The organism is Aestuariibius insulae, assembly GCF_040783535.2.
Lineage (GTDB): Bacteria > Pseudomonadota > Alphaproteobacteria > Rhodobacterales > Rhodobacteraceae > Aestuariibius > Aestuariibius insulae.
In genome coordinates this window covers 314565-329869 of record NZ_JBFONW020000005.1, presented here as the reverse complement: position 1 = coordinate 329869, position 15305 = coordinate 314565, and the positions used below count along the sequence as shown (strand labels likewise).

Annotated in this window: 14 protein-coding genes; 8 read left to right on the top strand and 6 right to left on the bottom strand. The window is 64.2% G+C overall.

Translation table 11 applies throughout. The annotated features are described in order from the left end of the window. Positions 1 to 105 precede the first annotated feature (105 nt). Both AAD018_RS15505 and AAD018_RS15500 read right to left on the bottom strand, forming a co-directional pair. Positions 106 to 714, bottom strand: a complete 609-nt coding sequence (locus AAD018_RS15505; RefSeq protein ID WP_367315266.1) for an enoyl-CoA hydratase/isomerase family protein — start codon at positions 712 to 714, stop codon at positions 106 to 108. Beyond that, positions 711 to 1478: an SDR family oxidoreductase gene (locus AAD018_RS15500; RefSeq protein WP_367315267.1), complete on the bottom strand. Its 768-nt coding sequence runs from the start codon at positions 1476 to 1478 to the stop codon at positions 711 to 713. Before AAD018_RS15500 ends, AAD018_RS15505 begins: the two co-directional genes overlap by 4 nt. A 114-nt stretch (positions 1479 to 1592) precedes the next feature. On the opposite strand from AAD018_RS15500, the gene AAD018_RS15495 reads away from it, so the two are divergent. After that, the gene (locus AAD018_RS15495) at positions 1593 to 3107 is read left to right on the top strand and encodes a DUF2125 domain-containing protein (protein WP_367315268.1); all 1515 of its coding nucleotides are present in this window, start codon (positions 1593 to 1595) and stop codon (positions 3105 to 3107) included. A gap of 148 nt (positions 3108 to 3255) precedes the next feature. Here AAD018_RS15495 and AAD018_RS15490 read toward each other — a convergent pair whose 3' ends face one another. Beyond that, positions 3256 to 3846 (bottom strand): TetR/AcrR family transcriptional regulator, encoded by a 591-nt coding sequence (locus AAD018_RS15490; protein ID WP_367315269.1) that lies wholly within the window; start codon positions 3844 to 3846, stop codon positions 3256 to 3258. Positions 3847 to 3981: 135 nt separating this feature from the next. Here AAD018_RS15490 and AAD018_RS15485 point away from each other — a divergent pair, with 135 nt between their 5' ends. Continuing rightward, entirely contained in the window at positions 3982 to 4383 is a 402-nt protein-coding gene (locus AAD018_RS15485; RefSeq protein WP_367315270.1) for a RidA family protein, read from the top strand. Positions 4384 to 4795: 412 nt separating this feature from the next. Beyond that, positions 4796 to 5569, top strand: a complete 774-nt coding sequence (yaaA, locus tag AAD018_RS15480) for a peroxide stress protein YaaA (protein WP_367315271.1) — start codon at positions 4796 to 4798, stop codon at positions 5567 to 5569. On the opposite strand, the gene AAD018_RS15475 is transcribed toward yaaA, so the two are convergent. Continuing rightward, a complete protein-coding gene (locus AAD018_RS15475) occupies positions 5566 to 6735 on the bottom strand; it encodes an acetyl-CoA C-acyltransferase family protein (protein ID WP_367315272.1) in 1170 nt (389 codons plus the stop codon). The two genes, yaaA and AAD018_RS15475, sit on opposite strands and share 4 nt — an antisense overlap. 88 nt (positions 6736 to 6823) lie before the next feature. After that, positions 6824 to 7294: a CreA family protein gene (locus AAD018_RS15470; protein ID WP_367315273.1), complete on the bottom strand. Its 471-nt coding sequence runs from the start codon at positions 7292 to 7294 to the stop codon at positions 6824 to 6826. 105 nt (positions 7295 to 7399) lie between these two features. Here AAD018_RS15470 and AAD018_RS15465 point away from each other — a divergent pair, with 105 nt between their 5' ends. The 5 genes from AAD018_RS15465 to selD are packed head-to-tail and all read left to right on the top strand — an operon-like array spanning position 7400 to position 14231. Further along, positions 7400 to 8059 (top strand): ABC transporter ATP-binding protein, encoded by a 660-nt coding sequence (locus tag AAD018_RS15465; RefSeq protein ID WP_367315274.1) that lies wholly within the window; start codon positions 7400 to 7402, stop codon positions 8057 to 8059. Continuing rightward, on the top strand, positions 8056 to 10452 hold the full coding sequence (locus AAD018_RS15460) for an FtsX-like permease family protein (RefSeq protein ID WP_367315275.1): 2397 nt from the start codon (positions 8056 to 8058) through the stop codon (positions 10450 to 10452). The genes AAD018_RS15465 and AAD018_RS15460 overlap by 4 nt, the downstream gene beginning before the upstream one ends. Next, positions 10442 to 11482, top strand: coding sequence for a lipocalin-like domain-containing protein (locus AAD018_RS15455; protein ID WP_367315276.1), 1041 nt, complete (start codon positions 10442 to 10444; stop codon positions 11480 to 11482). The genes AAD018_RS15460 and AAD018_RS15455 overlap by 11 nt, the downstream gene beginning before the upstream one ends. Beyond that, on the top strand, positions 11475 to 12032 hold the full coding sequence (locus tag AAD018_RS15450; protein WP_367315277.1) for a pyridoxamine 5'-phosphate oxidase family protein: 558 nt from the start codon (positions 11475 to 11477) through the stop codon (positions 12030 to 12032). Before AAD018_RS15455 ends, AAD018_RS15450 begins: the two co-directional genes overlap by 8 nt. A gap of 48 nt (positions 12033 to 12080) precedes the next feature. Then, positions 12081 to 14231 (top strand): selenide, water dikinase SelD, encoded by a 2151-nt coding sequence (selD, locus tag AAD018_RS15445; RefSeq protein WP_367315278.1) that lies wholly within the window; start codon positions 12081 to 12083, stop codon positions 14229 to 14231. Here selD and mnmH read toward each other — a convergent pair. Then, on the bottom strand, positions 14228 to 15274 hold the full coding sequence (gene mnmH / locus AAD018_RS15440; protein ID WP_367315279.1) for a tRNA 2-selenouridine(34) synthase MnmH: 1047 nt from the start codon (positions 15272 to 15274) through the stop codon (positions 14228 to 14230). The genes selD and mnmH overlap by 4 nt on opposite strands. Positions 15275 to 15305: the final 31 nt, after the last annotated feature.

The following is a 15305-nucleotide window of genomic DNA, read 5'->3' as shown; positions in this document are numbered from 1 at the left end:
TCTATTCCCCTCCGATAACGGCGCCGTTTGCCTCGCTTGCGAGCTGACTTGCGCGCTCCTGACGATCCTGCCCAGCACGCTGGCCCTTCTCGTGGTCGCTTTGCTCTAGGCGTTCCGGATCATCCGCCCGATCGCGGCGATCCGCTCAGGCTCCGCCGCCAAGGCCGCCGCGCATAGCCCGCGCGCGGCCTCCACGACATCCTCCTCGATCCGGTCGATCAACCCGAACCGCAGTGCCTCCTCGGCCTCAATTTTCTGCGCTGCCATCAAAATCAGCGCCGCCCGCGCCGGTCCGACCAACCGCACCAGCCGCCCGGGATCCGACGGCTGCGGCAAAACGCCCATCCGCATCACCGGATAGAAAAACCGCGCGCCGGGCACCGCGATCCGGATATCGCAGGCCACCGCCATCCCAAACGCTCCGCCTGCGAGCGTCCCATTCACCGCCGCCACGCTCAGCCCGCCAAATGCAGCAATGGCGCCCGAGGCCTCTTCCCAGGCCGGATCCGTCGCAAGCCCGGTCTTCACCTCGTCCAGATCCGCCCCGGCGGAAAAGACCCGCCCCTCGCCTGTGAGGATCAGCGCCCGCGCGTCTCTGGCCCCTCGCACCGCTTCCGCAACCTCGCGCAGCATGTCGCTGGTCAGCGCATTCGCCTTGTCCGGTCGATCCAGCACGATCCGGACCAGCGCCCCCTCGCGCTCGACACGGATCACACCAGACCGATCCGCGCCCGGACCCCTTCGTCCCTGAGCGAGATCTCCTCGCCCACATACCCGTCCGCATCGGCCGAACACATCCAGACCAGCGCCTTGGCCGGCCACTCCGCCGGGATGTGATCCGACCAGTCGAGCTGGCTCACCGGGTTGATCCCGCTCGCCTTGATCTCGCGCTGCATCTCGGTCGCGACCGTCCCCGGCGACAGGCCCATCGCCCGGACCCCACCGTCCCGGCCCTCCTTGTCGGCGCAGCGGGTCAGCATCGCCGCCCCCGCCTTGGACGCGCAGTAATGCGACCACGCCTCGACCGGCCCATGCGCCGCGCCAGAGGATACCGTCAGGATCGTCCCGCCGCCCTGACCCAGCATCACCGGCATCGCCGCGCGCATCCCGTGAAAGACGCCCTTGAGGTTGATGTCGATCACCCGCCCCCACTCCTCCGGATCGGCCTCGGCCAGATGAGCGATCGGCTCGATCACGCCCGCATTGCCGATCAGCACGTCAAGCGATCCGAAGGTCTCCACTGTCTGCGCCACCGCCGCCTCGACTTCCCAGTAGCGGCTGACATCGCAGGGGATCGCAATGGCCGCCTCGCCGATTTCACCGGCAATCTCCCCGATCTCGGACCTGCTGCGCGCCAGCAAGGCCACCCGCGCGCCCGCCTCCGCAAAAGCCCGCGCCGCCGCCGCACCGATCCCGCGGCTCGCGCCCGTGATCAGAACCGCCTTGCCCTCCAGCCCGGTCTTCAGGTTTTCCACCATTTCACTTCCCCTCTTGCTCCTGATACGGAAACATCCCAGATGCTATGAATAAGAAATCAGACATCGCTCCCGTCCAGGGGGCAACCGGATATTTCCAGACGAAAGGATTATACGATGACATCCAGGTCTTTTGCGCGCGCCAGTACCGCCGTGCTGGCCCTCTTGGCCGCAGAGACAGCCTATGCCGACGTGACCGCATCTCAGGTATGGGACCGCGTTCAGCAAGCGCTCGATATCTACGGTGAGGACGCGATCACGATCGGCTCCGAAGAGACATCGGGCGACACGCTCACCGTCTCCGATCTCGCGATGCGGATCGAAGACGAGACCGGCATGGTCACCACGATCGAGATCGACAGCGTCACCTTCACCGAACAGGGCGACGGCACGGTCGAGGTTGTCTACCCCGCGAGCATGCCCTTCACTGTCACCGGAGAGAGCAACGATGGTGAGCCCTTCACCGTTGGACTAGCAATCGTTCTGGACGGCATGGATGTCGTCGCCAGCGGATCACCAGAAGACTTGGTCTTCGACTATACCGGCGACCGCTACGCGATCGAGCTTGTCTCGATCGAGGGCAGCGGAGAGATCCCCGACATGGACGCGATGATCGAGCTGACCGGGATCGAAGGCAGCTCGAACGTGACCGAAGAAAGCGGCCAGTCTGTCGCCTATGACCTGTCCGCAGATGCGATGGCGTTCAACTTCGACATGCCCAGCCCCGAGGTCGAGGGCGAGTTCATCCGCGCCAACGGCACAATCGACGGCGTCGCGATCACCTCCAACTCGGTCCTTCCGGACGGCGTCGACCTGTCAGACCCGGCCCAGATCTACCAGGAAGGTGTCTCGGCCACGGGCGGCTACACGACCGGTCAGGCCAACTACGTCGTCGACGTTCTCGTCGACGGTCAGGCATTCAACGGCACGATGAGCTCCGATGGCGGCCAGACCGATGTCAATATCGTCGACGGCGCATTCGCCTATTCCGGAAACGTCTCGAACCTGCAGGTCAATGCAGCTGGCGACGCGGTCCCCTTCCCGATCGAGGTCGGAATGGAGCAATACGCCTTCGGCATGACCGCGCCGGTTATCGCAACCGAAGATGCAAGGGATATCGGTCTTCTGCTCAACTTCGAGAACCTGACGATGAGCGACATGATCTGGCAGATCTTCGATCCGGGCGAGGTCCTGCCCCGCGATCCGATCACCGTCCTCATGGATCTCACCGGTCAGGCGCGCATGACGACCGATCTGGTCGATCCCGAAGCGATGGAAAACCTCGCGGGCCCTCCCGGAGAGCTTGAGGCACTGACGCTCAACGGTCTGCGCATCTCCGCCGCAGGCGCCGAGGTGACGGGCGAGGGTGCCTTTACCTTCGACAACGAAAACCCCGCCCCCCAGTTCGGCGGCATGCCGCAGCCGACAGGTGAGGTCACCTTCGATCTGTCCGGGATCAACACCCTGATGGACAACCTCGTGCAGATGGGCATCGTCCCCGAAGAGCAGCTGATGGGCCCCCGCATGATGATGGGCATGTTCACCACGCCGACCGGCGAGGACAGCATGACCTCCACCATCGAAATCAACGAGGAAGGCCACGTCTTGGCCAACGGCCAGCGCATCCAATAAGCGCCGGACCCCCGAAAACAGCAAGGCCGCCGCGGGACCCCCGGGGCGGCCTTTTTCTCGCCTTCTGGAAGCCTGCCCCTCTTCAACGGGCTCGCGCGAGCCGATCTTTTTCAGATCGCGATATGCCCCCCGCCAAGATCCCGAATTCTCAGGTCTTGAGAAATCCCGATGCAAGCGAGGTGAAAGCCTCAACCGCCTTCGGCAGCGTTTCCTCCGGCTCTTCGCTGGCGGCGACCCACAAGGCTGCATTCAGGGCCGCACCGCTCAGCAACCGCGCAGTCGCCTCGACATCGATCGGTTTTAAAACGCCCGTCTCCATCAGATCGCTGACGACCCGGCGGGTCTCCTCAAGACAGGCGCTCTGGCTGGGCCATTGCGAGGGATCGCCAAGAACGGCAGGTCCGTCCAGCAGGACGATCCGCTGTATCTCCGGATCCAGCGCCAGTTCGATATAGGCCAGACCTTCCGCAAGGAACGACCCCCAAGGATCATCGACCGTCGCGCCAACCTGCTGGGCCTTCATCGCCATCTCGCCATCGACCTGTGCGACAACGGCGGCCATGAGCCCCTTTTTGTCACCGAAGTTGTGGTAAAGCGCCCCCCGCGTCACCCCCGCTGCTGCCGTAAGGGCATCCATCGACGCGGCCGCATAGCCCTCGGCCGCGAACGCCCGGCGCGCCGCTGCGATCAGTTTGGCCCGTGTTTCTTCCATTCCTTTGGCGCGGCTCGCGGTAGCCATCTCTCGCTCCAGTACCTGATCCCGATCGAACCGTGTTGACATACGGGTCGTATATGAAATACCCACATACGAACCGTATGTCAGCTGATCCTGATCCTGTGAAGGGTCATGTGGCCAAATCCAAAGGAACTCAACATGAGCAAACCAGAACCGGTCTTTCCGGCCGACCGTCACGCCCTGTACGAACTGCATGGCTATTCCGCTGCGATCCGGTCCGATGATCTCCTCTTCGTTTCGGGTCAGGTCGGAAGTCGCGCCGATGGCAGCCCCGATCCCGACTTCGAAAACCAGGTCCGGCAGGCTTTCTCCAATCTGGTTTCGACCCTTGATGCCGCTGGCTGCACCTTGGGGGATATCGTTGACGTGACCACGTTCCACACCGATCCGGAAAAACAGTTCGAAACGATCATGGGTGTAAAAAACGACTTCTTCCCCAAAGCGCCTTATCCGAACTGGACGGCGCTCGGCGTCACATGGCTCTCGGGCTTTGACTTCGAGATCAAGGTCATCGCCCGCATTCCGGACCGGAAGACGTAGGGCCGCTCGCTCTACCCCGCATGACGATGACCGAGTGACGTCCGATCGTCACAAGGACCCGCTCTGCGGGGTAGGGCCCACGTCTCCTCGGCCAAAATAGGCATTGGTGCCAAAAGCAAAACAATCCGCCCTCACGACGCATCTTGTTGCCGCCTGTTGCGCGCGAGGGACCCGCACGCTGCATTAATGACGCCAGCGCATCCAATTCCACCGACCAGATACCGACGCAATACCGACCGGATACCGAAACGCCAATTCCGGCAAGAACGCGAAATTTATCAATGAGTCGCAGAGAATAAAGCTGGTCCGCCAATCGGGTCTTAAGCATTCCCTGAAGACCTGCGGCGACGCTTCGCTTGCGGCGGCCGGCCCATCGTCCTACCTCCTTTGAAACCGTCGAAAGGGGCCGGATATGCTGATCGTTCTCTCACCCGCAAAGTCGCTCGATTGGGAGACGTCTCAAGGTCCGATGACCACCCCCGACTTTGCCGAAGACGCGCTTCGGCTGGCCAAGACCGCCCGGCAGTTGACGCTCAAAGATCTGAAATCCCTGATGAAAGTCAGCGACGACCTCGCGCGTCTGAACCGCGACCGCTTCCGCGCCTTCTCGGCCGATCCCGATCCGGACGACCTGCGCCCCGCCGCTTTGGCCTTCAACGGCGACACCTATCAGGGTCTCTGGGCCAAGGATTTCTCCGACGCCGACTGGGCCGAAGCAGACCGCCGCTTGCGCATTCTCTCCGGCCTCTACGGCCTTCTGAAACCCCGCGACGGCATCCAGCCCTACCGCCTCGAGATGGGCTCGCGCCTCAAGACCCGCCGCGGCACATCTCTTTATGACTATTGGGGCGACGACATCTCCAAGGCACTGAAGTCACAGGCAAAAGAGCAGGGCACTGATATCCTCCTCAACTGCGCCAGTCAGGAATATTTCGGAGCCGTCGCACCCAAATCGCTCAAGCTCCGGGTCATCACCCCGACCTTCCTCGAAGACAGGGACGGCACGGCAAAAACCATCAGCTTCTTCGCCAAACGCGCACGCGGCGCCCTTGCCCGTCACGTCATTCAGAACCGCCTTACCAGGCCCGAAGATCTGGCCAGCTTCGAGGCGATGGGCTATCGCTATGATCCCGCGTCGTCCCCGGAAAAACCCGTCTTCTCAAGGCCCTACCAAGCCGCCGCCTAGACCCGCTCGATCGCCAGCGCGATCCCCTGACCGCCGCCAATACACATCGTCATCAGCGCCTTGGAGCCTTGGGTCCGCTCCAGCTCGTAAAGGGCCTTCACGGTGATGATCGCGCCCGTCGCGCCCACCGGATGACCGAGCGCAATCGCCCCGCCGTTGGGGTTCACCTTCTCGGGGTCGAACTCTAGTGCCCGGCTCACCGCAAGCGCTTGAGATGCGAAGGCTTCGTTCGATTCAATCACATCAAAATCACCTACCGACAGCCCTGTCCGTTCGAGCAAATTCTGCACCGCCGGAATGGGTCCCACGCCCATCACCTCGGGCCGCACGCCCGCATGCGCATAGCCCAGAATGCGCGCCCTCGGCGTGGCACCCTCCAGCGCATCCTCCCGTGCCAGAACTACCGCCGCAGCCCCGTCGTTGATGCCCGATGCGTTGCCCGCAGTGACGCTTCCATCCTTCTGGAACACAGGCCTCAGCCCCGCGAGCTTCTCGGCTGACGTCTCCTTGGGATGCTCGTCCGTATCGAAAACCGTCGTCCCACGCCGTCCTGCAATCTCAACCGGAACGATCTGTTCGGCGAACCGCCCGTCGGCCATTGCCGCCGCTGCGCGCGTCTGGCTTTCCAGCGCGAAAGCATCCTGATCCTCGCGGCTAACCCCATGCTCTGACGCGACATTCTCGGCCGTCACGCCCATATGACCGGTTCCGAACGGACAGTTGAGCGCGCCCAGCATCATATCCTGCGCACCCACATCGCCCATCTTCTGACCCCATCGCGCGGCGGGCAGGATGTAGGGCGACCGGCTCATGCATTCCGCTCCGCCGGCCAGTGCCACATCGGCATCGGCCAGCTGAAGCGCCTGCACCATCGACACGATCGCCTGAAGCCCTGACCCGCACAGCCGGTTCACGTTCATCGCAGGCACCGTCTCCGGGATCCCAGCATCCATGGCCGCGATCCGGCTGACATACATATCGCGTGGTTCGGTATTGATCACATGCCCAAAGGCCACCTGCCCTATCCGGTCCGGAGAGACCCCCGACCGCTCCATCGCAGCCTTAGCCGCCGTCGCGCCGAGGGTCGAAGGCGGCACCGCGGCAAGGCCCCCGCCGAAGCTTCCAATCGCCGTTCGCGCCCCGCCCAGAATGAAGATATCGGTCATGGCACATTCTCCTCGTTGCCGCCCAAGCTCAGTCAATCCCGGGGTGGGAGGATCCGCAACAGCGGGCGGGTCATGACGCTGGGTCGTATCAGCTGCCGGGCTGCCAGATCGGCACGGTCGAGATCGACATCTTGGCCGAGCCTTCCGTCAACTCGCGCGCATGCGCCAGATACACCAGTGTCCGGTTGCTCTCGTCATAGATCCGCTTGATCCGAAGGGATTTGAGGATGATCGACCGACGCTCGCGAAAGACCTCCTCGCCGCCTTCGCTGCGGTCGATATCTTCCAGATTGGCAGGATCGATCGGCCCGGTTTGGCGACATGCAATAGAGGCGTTCGACGGGTCCTCAAACCAGTTGCCCTGGCTCAAACGGTCCAGCACACTCCGATCGAAATAGGCGATGTGGCAGACCACACCGGGCACCTCGGGATCGGCGATCGCTTCGATCACGATGTCATTTCCGACCCAGTCAACGCCAACTTTGCCCACCTCTTCGGCAAGGGCGGCGGTCGACCAAATGATCAGGTTCAGGCTCAGGCTCAGGAGGATGCGTGTCATAGTCGCACAACAAGGCATTCAGCCTACGGGTTCCGGTCCTTTAGGTGGGTTTCTTGCCCAAGCGGCCCTAGGTAGCGGCGTTGAAGATGCAATCCGGATCACAGAATGCTGCTAGACGTCGAGAACGTGACGAAGACCTTCGGCGCTGCTGAAGAGCGGATCGAAGTCCTGCGCGGCGTGTCCCTTAGCCTCGATGCGGGCGAAACCCTTGCGCTCACGGGCGAATCCGGCAGCGGCAAGTCGACGCTTCTGCATCTGATCGGCGGGCTCGATCATCCCGATAGCGGGTCGATCCGGCTCGATGGGACCGAGGTGACGACGCTCGATGATGCAGGCCGCGCCCGCCTGCGCCGCGATCAAGTCGGCGTTGTCTTCCAGCAGTTCAACCTGATCCCCAGCCTGCGCGTCGCGGACAATATCTCGTTTCAGGCGCGGCTCGCCGGACGCTCGGACCCGGATTGGAACGCGACCCTCGCCGGGCGCCTTGGCCTATCGAGCCAGCTTTCGAAATACCCCGAGCAGCTCTCCGGCGGCCAACAGCAGCGCGTCGCCATCGGCCGGACGCTTGCGGCCAAGCCCCCCCTGATCCTCGCGGACGAGCCCACGGGTAACCTTGACGAGGCGACTGCCGATGCGGTGCTCGATGCTATGTTGACGCTGGTGCGCGAGACCCGCTCGGCGCTTCTGATCGTCACCCATTCGGGCCATGTCGCCGCGCGGATGGATCGCCAGATCCATCTTGCCAAAGGACGCATCGCCTCATGATGCGCGCGGGGCTTCAGGCGCTCCTGTCGCATTGGACGCGCAATCCGCTGCAGCTTTTCACCCTGCTCGCAGGGCTGGCGCTTGCGACGGCGCTCTGGTCGGGCGTGCAGGCCATCAATGCCGAGGCCCGGGCTAGCTACGATGCCGCCGCGCAGACGCTGGGAGAGGCGCGCTATGCCCAGCTGCGCCGCGCGGACGGCAGCCCGATCCCCCAGCAGACCTATATCGACCTGCGCCGCGCGGGCTGGCTTGTCAGTCCCGTGCTCGAAGGCCGGGCGCAGATCGGCGCAGTCGATCTCAGGATTGCCGGGATCGATCCTCTGACCGCCCCGCCGGGCGTCGGCACCATCGCGCTGACGAACGGAGAGATCGGAGACTTCCTGACCGGAGCCGGACAGCTCTTTGCCACGCCAGATACCATCGCCCGCATCGGCGAGACCCCGGATCTGACCTTCCTGCCGACGGACGGCGTCGCACCGGATCTGGCCATCACCGATATCGGCATCGCTCAGTCCCTGCTGAATGCCGAAGGAGAGATCACCCGCCTCGTCGTGATCCCCGCGCAACCTCTGGGCCGTCCGCCGCTCGAGCAGATCGCGCCGGATCTGGTGCTGACGGCGCCGCAGAACGATACCGACATGGCGCAGCTCACAGACAGCTTTCACCTCAATCTCACCGCCTTTGGCCTTCTGTCCTTTGCGGTCGGCATTTTCATCGTCAACGGCGCCATCGGGCTGGCTTTCGAGCAACGGCGCCAGATGTTCCGCACGCTGCGCGCGACAGGTTTACCTTTGCGAAACCTCATCGGGCTACTTGCGGCAGAGTTGATCCTGTTCGCACTCGTCGCCGGAACGATCGGCATGGCGTTGGGATACCTCATCGCGGCGGCGCTTCTTCCGGATGTCGCCGCCACGTTGCGCGGCCTTTACGGCGCGGATATCGCGGGCACGTTAACGTTTCGCGGCGGCTGGTTCGTCTCTGGCCTAGTGATCGCGCTAGGCGGCACGGCTTTGGCCTCTATCGGCGCGATGTCGAAACTGGCCCGCCTACCGATCCTGGCAGCGGGGCAGGGGCGCGCTTGGGCGATGGTCTCCTCCGCCCGGCTTCGGATCCAGGCCATTGTATCGGTCGCGCTTCTGCTCGCCGCCGCCGGGATCGCCGCCTTCGGCTCGGGCCTGATCGCGGGATTCTCCCTTCTCGGAGCGCTGCTTATTGGCGGGGCGCTGGCGCTGCCGGTGATCCTCGATCTGCTCCTGTCGGTGGGCGAGCGGATTGCCAAAAGCGTCACAGCGCAGTGGTTCTGGGCGGATACGCGACAGCAGCTCCCGGGCCTCTCGCTCGCCCTGATGGCTCTGCTTCTGGCGATGGCCGCCAATATCGGCGTCTCGACGATGGTCTCCAGCTTCCGGCTCACCTTCATCGGCTTTCTCGACCAGCGCCTCGCCTCCGAGATCTATGTCAGCACCGAAACCGCCGAAGGGGGCCGTCTGCTCGAGGAGTTCGCGACAGAGCATGCCGATGCCGTCCTTCCAATCCTCTCCGCTGAGACCGATCTCGCGGGTCTGCCCGGCACCGTTTTCGGCGCGCGCGATCATGCGACCTACCGGGACAACTGGACCTTCCTGTCCAGCACCGCGACCCCGTGGGAAGCCGTCCATGCCGGAACTGGGATCCTCCTCAACGAACAGACGGCCCGCAAGCGCGAGCTTTCCGTTGGCGATCCGTTAACCATCGGCGAGGCGACCTTCCCCATCACCGGCATCTACGGCGACTACGGCAACCCCACCGGTCAGGCGATCCTGAGCGAAGAGACCTTCCGCGATCTCTTCCCCGAGGCAGAGGCGACCCGGTTCGGTCTCAGAACCTCCGACCCCGAGGCGCTGCAAGAGACGCTGATCTATGATTTTGGGCTCGATGCCAGCGCCATCATCGATCAGGCGGGGATCAAGGCCATCTCCCTCGACGTCTTCGAACGCACTTTCTCTGTCACGACTGCCCTCAACATCCTGACGCTCGCCGTCGCGGGCTTTGCCATCCTGATGAGCCTTCTGACCCTGGCCGGTATGCGTCTGCCGCAGCTCGCCCCCGTCTGGGCGCAAGGCCTCACCCGCCGCGCTCTGGGCCGGTACGAACTGATCCGCGCGCTCCTTCTTGCCGCACTGACGACGCTCGTCGCCATCCCGCTCGGCATTGTCCTCGCCTGGGCACTGCTGGCCATCGTGAACGTGGAGGCATTCGGGTGGAAACTCCCAATGTACCTCTTCCCGCTTCTCTATCTCCGCCTCACCCTGCTGGCCTGCCTCGCCGCCGCCCTCGCCGCGCTCTGGCCTGCCCGAAAGCTGGCCCGCACCCCCGCCGCCCATCTTCTCAAGGTGTTTTCCAATGAACGTTAAGGCTCTGGCCGTCGCGATCTGCCTGGCGGCTCCCGCCACCGGTCAGGGGTTCGCAGGCCTCGGAACCGAAGTAGACGGCTTCTCCGTCCCTCAGCCGAACCCGACATTCGACTTCCCTGCTGATCACGGCGCGCATCCCGATTACCGCATCGAATGGTGGTACATCACCGCCAATCTCGACGGCGCTGATGGCGTGGAATACGGGCTGCAATGGACGCTCTTTCGATCTGCTCTCGCTCCGGAGGACGGCACCGGATGGGAGACCCCCCAGCTCTGGATGGGCCATGCCGCGATCACGACGCCCACCGATCACTTCGTTGCCGAACGCCTCGGACGTGGCGGCGTCGGTCAGGCGGGCGTCACCGCCGACCCGTTCGACGCCTGGATCGACGACTGGAGCCTTTCAGGCCCCGATTTCGACACCTTGCGCATGACCGCAGCAGGCGCTGATTTCGCCTATGAAGTAGATCTCACCGCCACCGGCCCCCTCGTCTTTCAGGGCGATCGCGGCTTCTCCGTCAAATCCTCCGAAGGGCAGGCGAGCTACTATTACTCACAGCCGTTCTTCGAGGTCGCAGGCACGCTGACCCTCCCTGAAGGCGAGGTTGCCGTCACCGGCTCCGCATGGCTCGACCGCGAATGGTCGTCCCAGCCGCTTGGAGGGGATCAGACCGGTTGGGACTGGTTCTCGCTCTCTTTCGATACGGGCGAAAGGATGATGGGCTTCCTGCTGCACGAAGGCGAGGACACGTCCTATACCTCCGCCACATGGATCGAACCGGATGGAAGCGCCACGCCCTACCCGAACGGAGCCTTCGCAGCGGAACCGCTCACCATCACAGATGTCGGTGGCAGGGACGTTCCGACGCAGTGGCAGGTCCGCCTGCCCGACAGGGGCGTCGACGTGACGGTTACCGCGATGAACCCGCAGGCCTGGATGGAGACGAGCGTTCCCTATTGGGAAGGTCCCGTCCACATCGAAGGCAGCCATACCGGGCGCGGCTATCTGGAGATGACGGGCTATGAGTGACTGGTTTGAAACGCTGGAGGGGACGCTGGATCAAATCTGGTCGCGCCTGTCGCGCGGCGTCGCCGACCGCCGCGCTCCAGCGCGCCAACCGACCTTCGCAACCGTCTCTCCCAGCGGCTGGCTCGAGGCGCGCACTGTCGTTCTGCGCCGCGCCGACCGTCAGGCGGCAGAGCTGGACGTCTATACCGATATTTCCTCGGACAAGATCAAAAGCCTGACTGCCACCCCCCGCGCCGCGCTCCATATCTGGGAGCCGAAGCCTCGTCTTCAGATCCGCCTGCAGGCCGATGTCGCGATCCTTCAGGACGCAGAGGCAGCCGGTATCTGGTCGAACTTGCCTCCCGAGGCCCGCCTCAGCTACGGCAGCACCCCGTCCCCCGGCACGCAGATCGAGACAAGCCTCGCCTACGTCAAGGACCCGGACCCGGCGCAATTCGCGATCCTGCGGTGCAGCCTCATCTCCATCGACGCGGTCCACCTCGGCGACGACCATCGCCGGGCCGCCTTCACACGCAAGCAAGACTGGACAGGTCAATGGCTCGCCCCCTGATCGCAACGTGAGTTTCCGCCGGGCGATCAACCCGTTAGACCGGGCCATATGATAGCGACCACGCCTCTGTCCCGCGAACTAATCCTAATCGGTGGCGGCCACACCCACGCGCTGGTGCTGCGCAAATGGGGGATGAACCCGCTTCCCGGGGCGCGTGTCACGCTCATCAATCCGGGCCCGACCGCACCCTATACCGGCATGCTCCCGGGCTTTGTCGCGGGGCATTACACCCGCGACGAGCTTGATATCGACCTTGTCCGCCTCGCCCGCTTCGCCGGGGCGCGGTTGATCCTCGGCAAGGCCAGCGCAATAGACCCCGACGCCCGCACTGTCACGGTAAAGGACAGGGTGCTGCCCTTCGATGTCTTGTCCGTCGATATCGGCATCACCTCCGACATGCCGGACCTTCCCGGCTTTGCTGAACACGGTATCCCCGCCAAGCCTTTGGGACGCTTCGCCTCTGCCTGGGAGGTGTATCGCGACGGCGGCAACCCGGCCGGTTTCGCCGTGATCGGCGGCGGCGTTGCCGGTGTGGAGCTGGCGATGGCCATGCATCACGCGCTTCGGGAAAGAGGCCGCGACGTGCAGGCGACGGTCATCGATGCAGGCCAAGCGCTTTCCGGAACCGGTTCCCGCGCGCGGTCAAAGCTGCTGTCATACCTGGAGGCCCGCGATATCGCGCTGATCGAAGACACGGAGGTGGAGGAGATCACCGACACTGCCGTCCGGCTGACAAACGGTCAGCAGATCCCCTCGACCTTCACCACCGGCGCCGCCGGGGCGCGCCCGTACGGCTGGCTTGCCGAGACGGGCCTCAACCTCACCGACGGCTATCTCACCGTGAACCGGTATCTCGAAACGGCGCATGACGGCATCTTCGCCGTCGGCGACTGCGCCCATCTCAGCCACGCCCCGCGTCCTAAGGCCGGTGTCTTCGCCGTCCGCGAAGCGCCCATCCTCTTCGATAACCTTGTCGCCCGCCTCAGCGAAGGCACCCTCACGCCCTACAAGCCACAATCCGACTACCTCAAACTCATCTCCCTCGGCGAGAAATCCGCACTCGCCGAGCGATCCGGCCTTGCGCCGTCCGGCAAAGCGCTCTGGCGTCTTAAAGACAAGATCGACCGCGACTTCATGGCCAAGTTCATCGATCTCGAGCCGATGCGCATCGACCCGCCCAAACGCGCCGCCACGGATGCGATTCCGGATGCTCCGCTCTGCGGGGGCTGCGGTGCCAAGGTGGGGCAGGGCGCACTGACCTCCGCCTTGTCAGGCACACCCGGTCCCGACCGAAGCGATATCACGCGGCTCCCCGGCGACGACGCGGCGCTTCTGACCATGGGCTGGACGCGTCAGGTCATCACGACCGATCATTTGCGCGCAGTCACAGAGGACCCGCACCGGATGGCCCGCATCGCCGCCATTCACGCGCTCGGCGATATCTGGGCGATGGGCGCTGCCCCGCAAGCCGCGCTCGCAACGCTCATCCTGCCGCGCATGACGGACAAGCTGCAAAAAGCATGGCTGTCCGAAATCATGGAGGCCGCCGGAGAGGTCTTTGCGGCCGAAGGTGCCGAGATCGTCGGTGGCCACACGACGCTGGGATCCGAGCTGACCATCGGCTTCACCATCACAGGCCTGCTCGACGGCCCGCCCATCACGCTTGCAGGGGCGAAACCCGGCGACGCGCTCATTCTGACCAAGCCCATCGGCAGCGGCGTCCTGTTGGCCGCCGAAATGCAGCTCGCCGCTAAAGGCACCGATATCGCGGCGCTCCTTGACGCCATGGCCCAATCACAAGGGCAGGCCGCAGCGCTCCTAAGAAAGGCTCATGCGATGACCGATGTGACGGGCTTTGGCCTCGCCGGTCATTGCCTCAACATCTGCGAGGCGTCCGGGCTAGCCGCCGAAATCGAGCTTGCAGCCATCCCCGTCTACGACGGAGCGCAGGCGCTCGCCGGTCAAGGCGTCCAGTCGGTGCTCATGCCGACCAATCGTGCCGATGCCGCCTCCCGGATCACGGTCCCGGACGATCCCCGAACCGCGCTTCTCTTCGATCCACAAACGGCAGGCGGCCTGCTTGCAGCCTGTCCAGCCAAGACCGCCGACAAGACCCTCGCAAACCTTCACTCCGCCGGGTTCGATGCCGCGATCGTCGGGCAGTGCATCGAGGGTGCGCCGCACCTGACAGTCCGCTAGTCCAGCAAGGCGGCGATCTGGTCCGCCGCCGCCTCCCGCCCGGCCATGTCGAGCGTCGCGGCTGTCACCACCCCCAAAGATCCCCCGCCCCGTTGCGCGCGCGATTTCGCGTAAGCCGGATCGTAATGCTGATACATCAGCTCCGAGGCGAATCTCCGGAACGCGCCCTCATCGATCCACCCCATCCAGCGCTTGACGATCGCTTTGCCCTGATAGGTTCGAAGCGGCAAAATTCGCTCTTTCAGCTCTTCCGGATCCTCGATCATGTCGGCATAGGCCTCGGTCAGATAGGCCGCCCGCGCCTCCAGTGGAGCTTCCACGGTGATCCGGGGCGCCTTCTTCATCAGCGCCCAAAGCTGTGGCGGCACGATCAGATCCCCGATCTTGCTCGACTCCGCTTCCAGAACCAGCGGCCTGTCAGACGAAACGGTTGACAAGGCCAGTGCCAAGGCGCTCTCGAACGCCTTCTGGCTGGGCTGTCCGCCTGCCATCGCACCCAAAAGCGAGCCGCGATGATGCGCCAGCCCCTCCAGATCGACCACCTGCACCCCGCGCGCACCCAGCCGCTGCAGTAGATCCGTCTTGGCCGTGCCCGTATTGCCGTCGAGCAGCACGACGCGCAGCCCAAGCGGCCTGTCGTAAAGCCGTTCGCTCACCAGCCGCCGGTAACGTTGATACCCGCCTTCAATCGTATCGGTCCGCCAGCCGATCTGCGCCAAGATCGAGCCGAAGGACCCCGACCTCTGCCCCCCGCGCCAGCAATAGACCAAGGGCCGCCACCCGCCGCCCTTCTCCATCAGACGCGTCTCGATATGGGCTGCCGCATTGCGCGCCACCAAAGCCGCCCCGATCTTGCGCGCCAGAAAGGCACTTTCCTGCACATAGATCGTCCCGACACGCGCCCGCTCGTCATCGCTCAGAACCGGCAGGCTGATTGCCCCCGGAACGTGATCCTCCGCAAATTCCGACGGAGAGCGCACGTCGATCACCGTATCGAAGCCGTGCCCGTAAAGATCCGCCAGGGTGCTGAAACTCTGTGCCATCCCTCCCTCTAACCCGTTCCGCTGACTGGGG

Bases quoted from the DNA above. Each gene is read 5' to 3' on its own strand.
- AAD018_RS15500 (WP_367315267.1), bottom strand. From the start codon at position 1,478: ATGGTGGAAAACCTGAAGACCGGGCTGGAGGGCAAGGCGGTTCTGATC.
- AAD018_RS15495 (WP_367315268.1), top strand. From the start codon at position 1,593: ATGACATCCAGGTCTTTTGCGCGCGCCAGTACCGCCGTGCTGGCCCTC.
- AAD018_RS15490 (WP_367315269.1), bottom strand. From the start codon at position 3,846: ATGGCTACCGCGAGCCGCGCCAAAGGAATGGAAGAAACACGGGCCAAA.
- AAD018_RS15485 (WP_367315270.1), top strand. From the start codon at position 3,982: ATGAGCAAACCAGAACCGGTCTTTCCGGCCGACCGTCACGCCCTGTAC.
- yaaA (WP_367315271.1), top strand. From the start codon at position 4,796: ATGCTGATCGTTCTCTCACCCGCAAAGTCGCTCGATTGGGAGACGTCT.
- AAD018_RS15475 (WP_367315272.1), bottom strand. From the start codon at position 6,735: ATGACCGATATCTTCATTCTGGGCGGGGCGCGAACGGCGATTGGAAGC.
- AAD018_RS15470 (WP_367315273.1), bottom strand. From the start codon at position 7,294: ATGACACGCATCCTCCTGAGCCTGAGCCTGAACCTGATCATTTGGTCG.
- AAD018_RS15465 (WP_367315274.1), top strand. From the start codon at position 7,400: ATGCTGCTAGACGTCGAGAACGTGACGAAGACCTTCGGCGCTGCTGAA.
- AAD018_RS15460 (WP_367315275.1), top strand. From the start codon at position 8,056: ATGATGCGCGCGGGGCTTCAGGCGCTCCTGTCGCATTGGACGCGCAAT.
- AAD018_RS15455 (WP_367315276.1), top strand. From the start codon at position 10,442: ATGAACGTTAAGGCTCTGGCCGTCGCGATCTGCCTGGCGGCTCCCGCC.
- AAD018_RS15450 (WP_367315277.1), top strand. From the start codon at position 11,475: ATGAGTGACTGGTTTGAAACGCTGGAGGGGACGCTGGATCAAATCTGG.
- selD (WP_367315278.1), top strand. From the start codon at position 12,081: ATGATAGCGACCACGCCTCTGTCCCGCGAACTAATCCTAATCGGTGGC.
- mnmH (WP_367315279.1), bottom strand. From the start codon at position 15,274: ATGGCACAGAGTTTCAGCACCCTGGCGGATCTTTACGGGCACGGCTTC.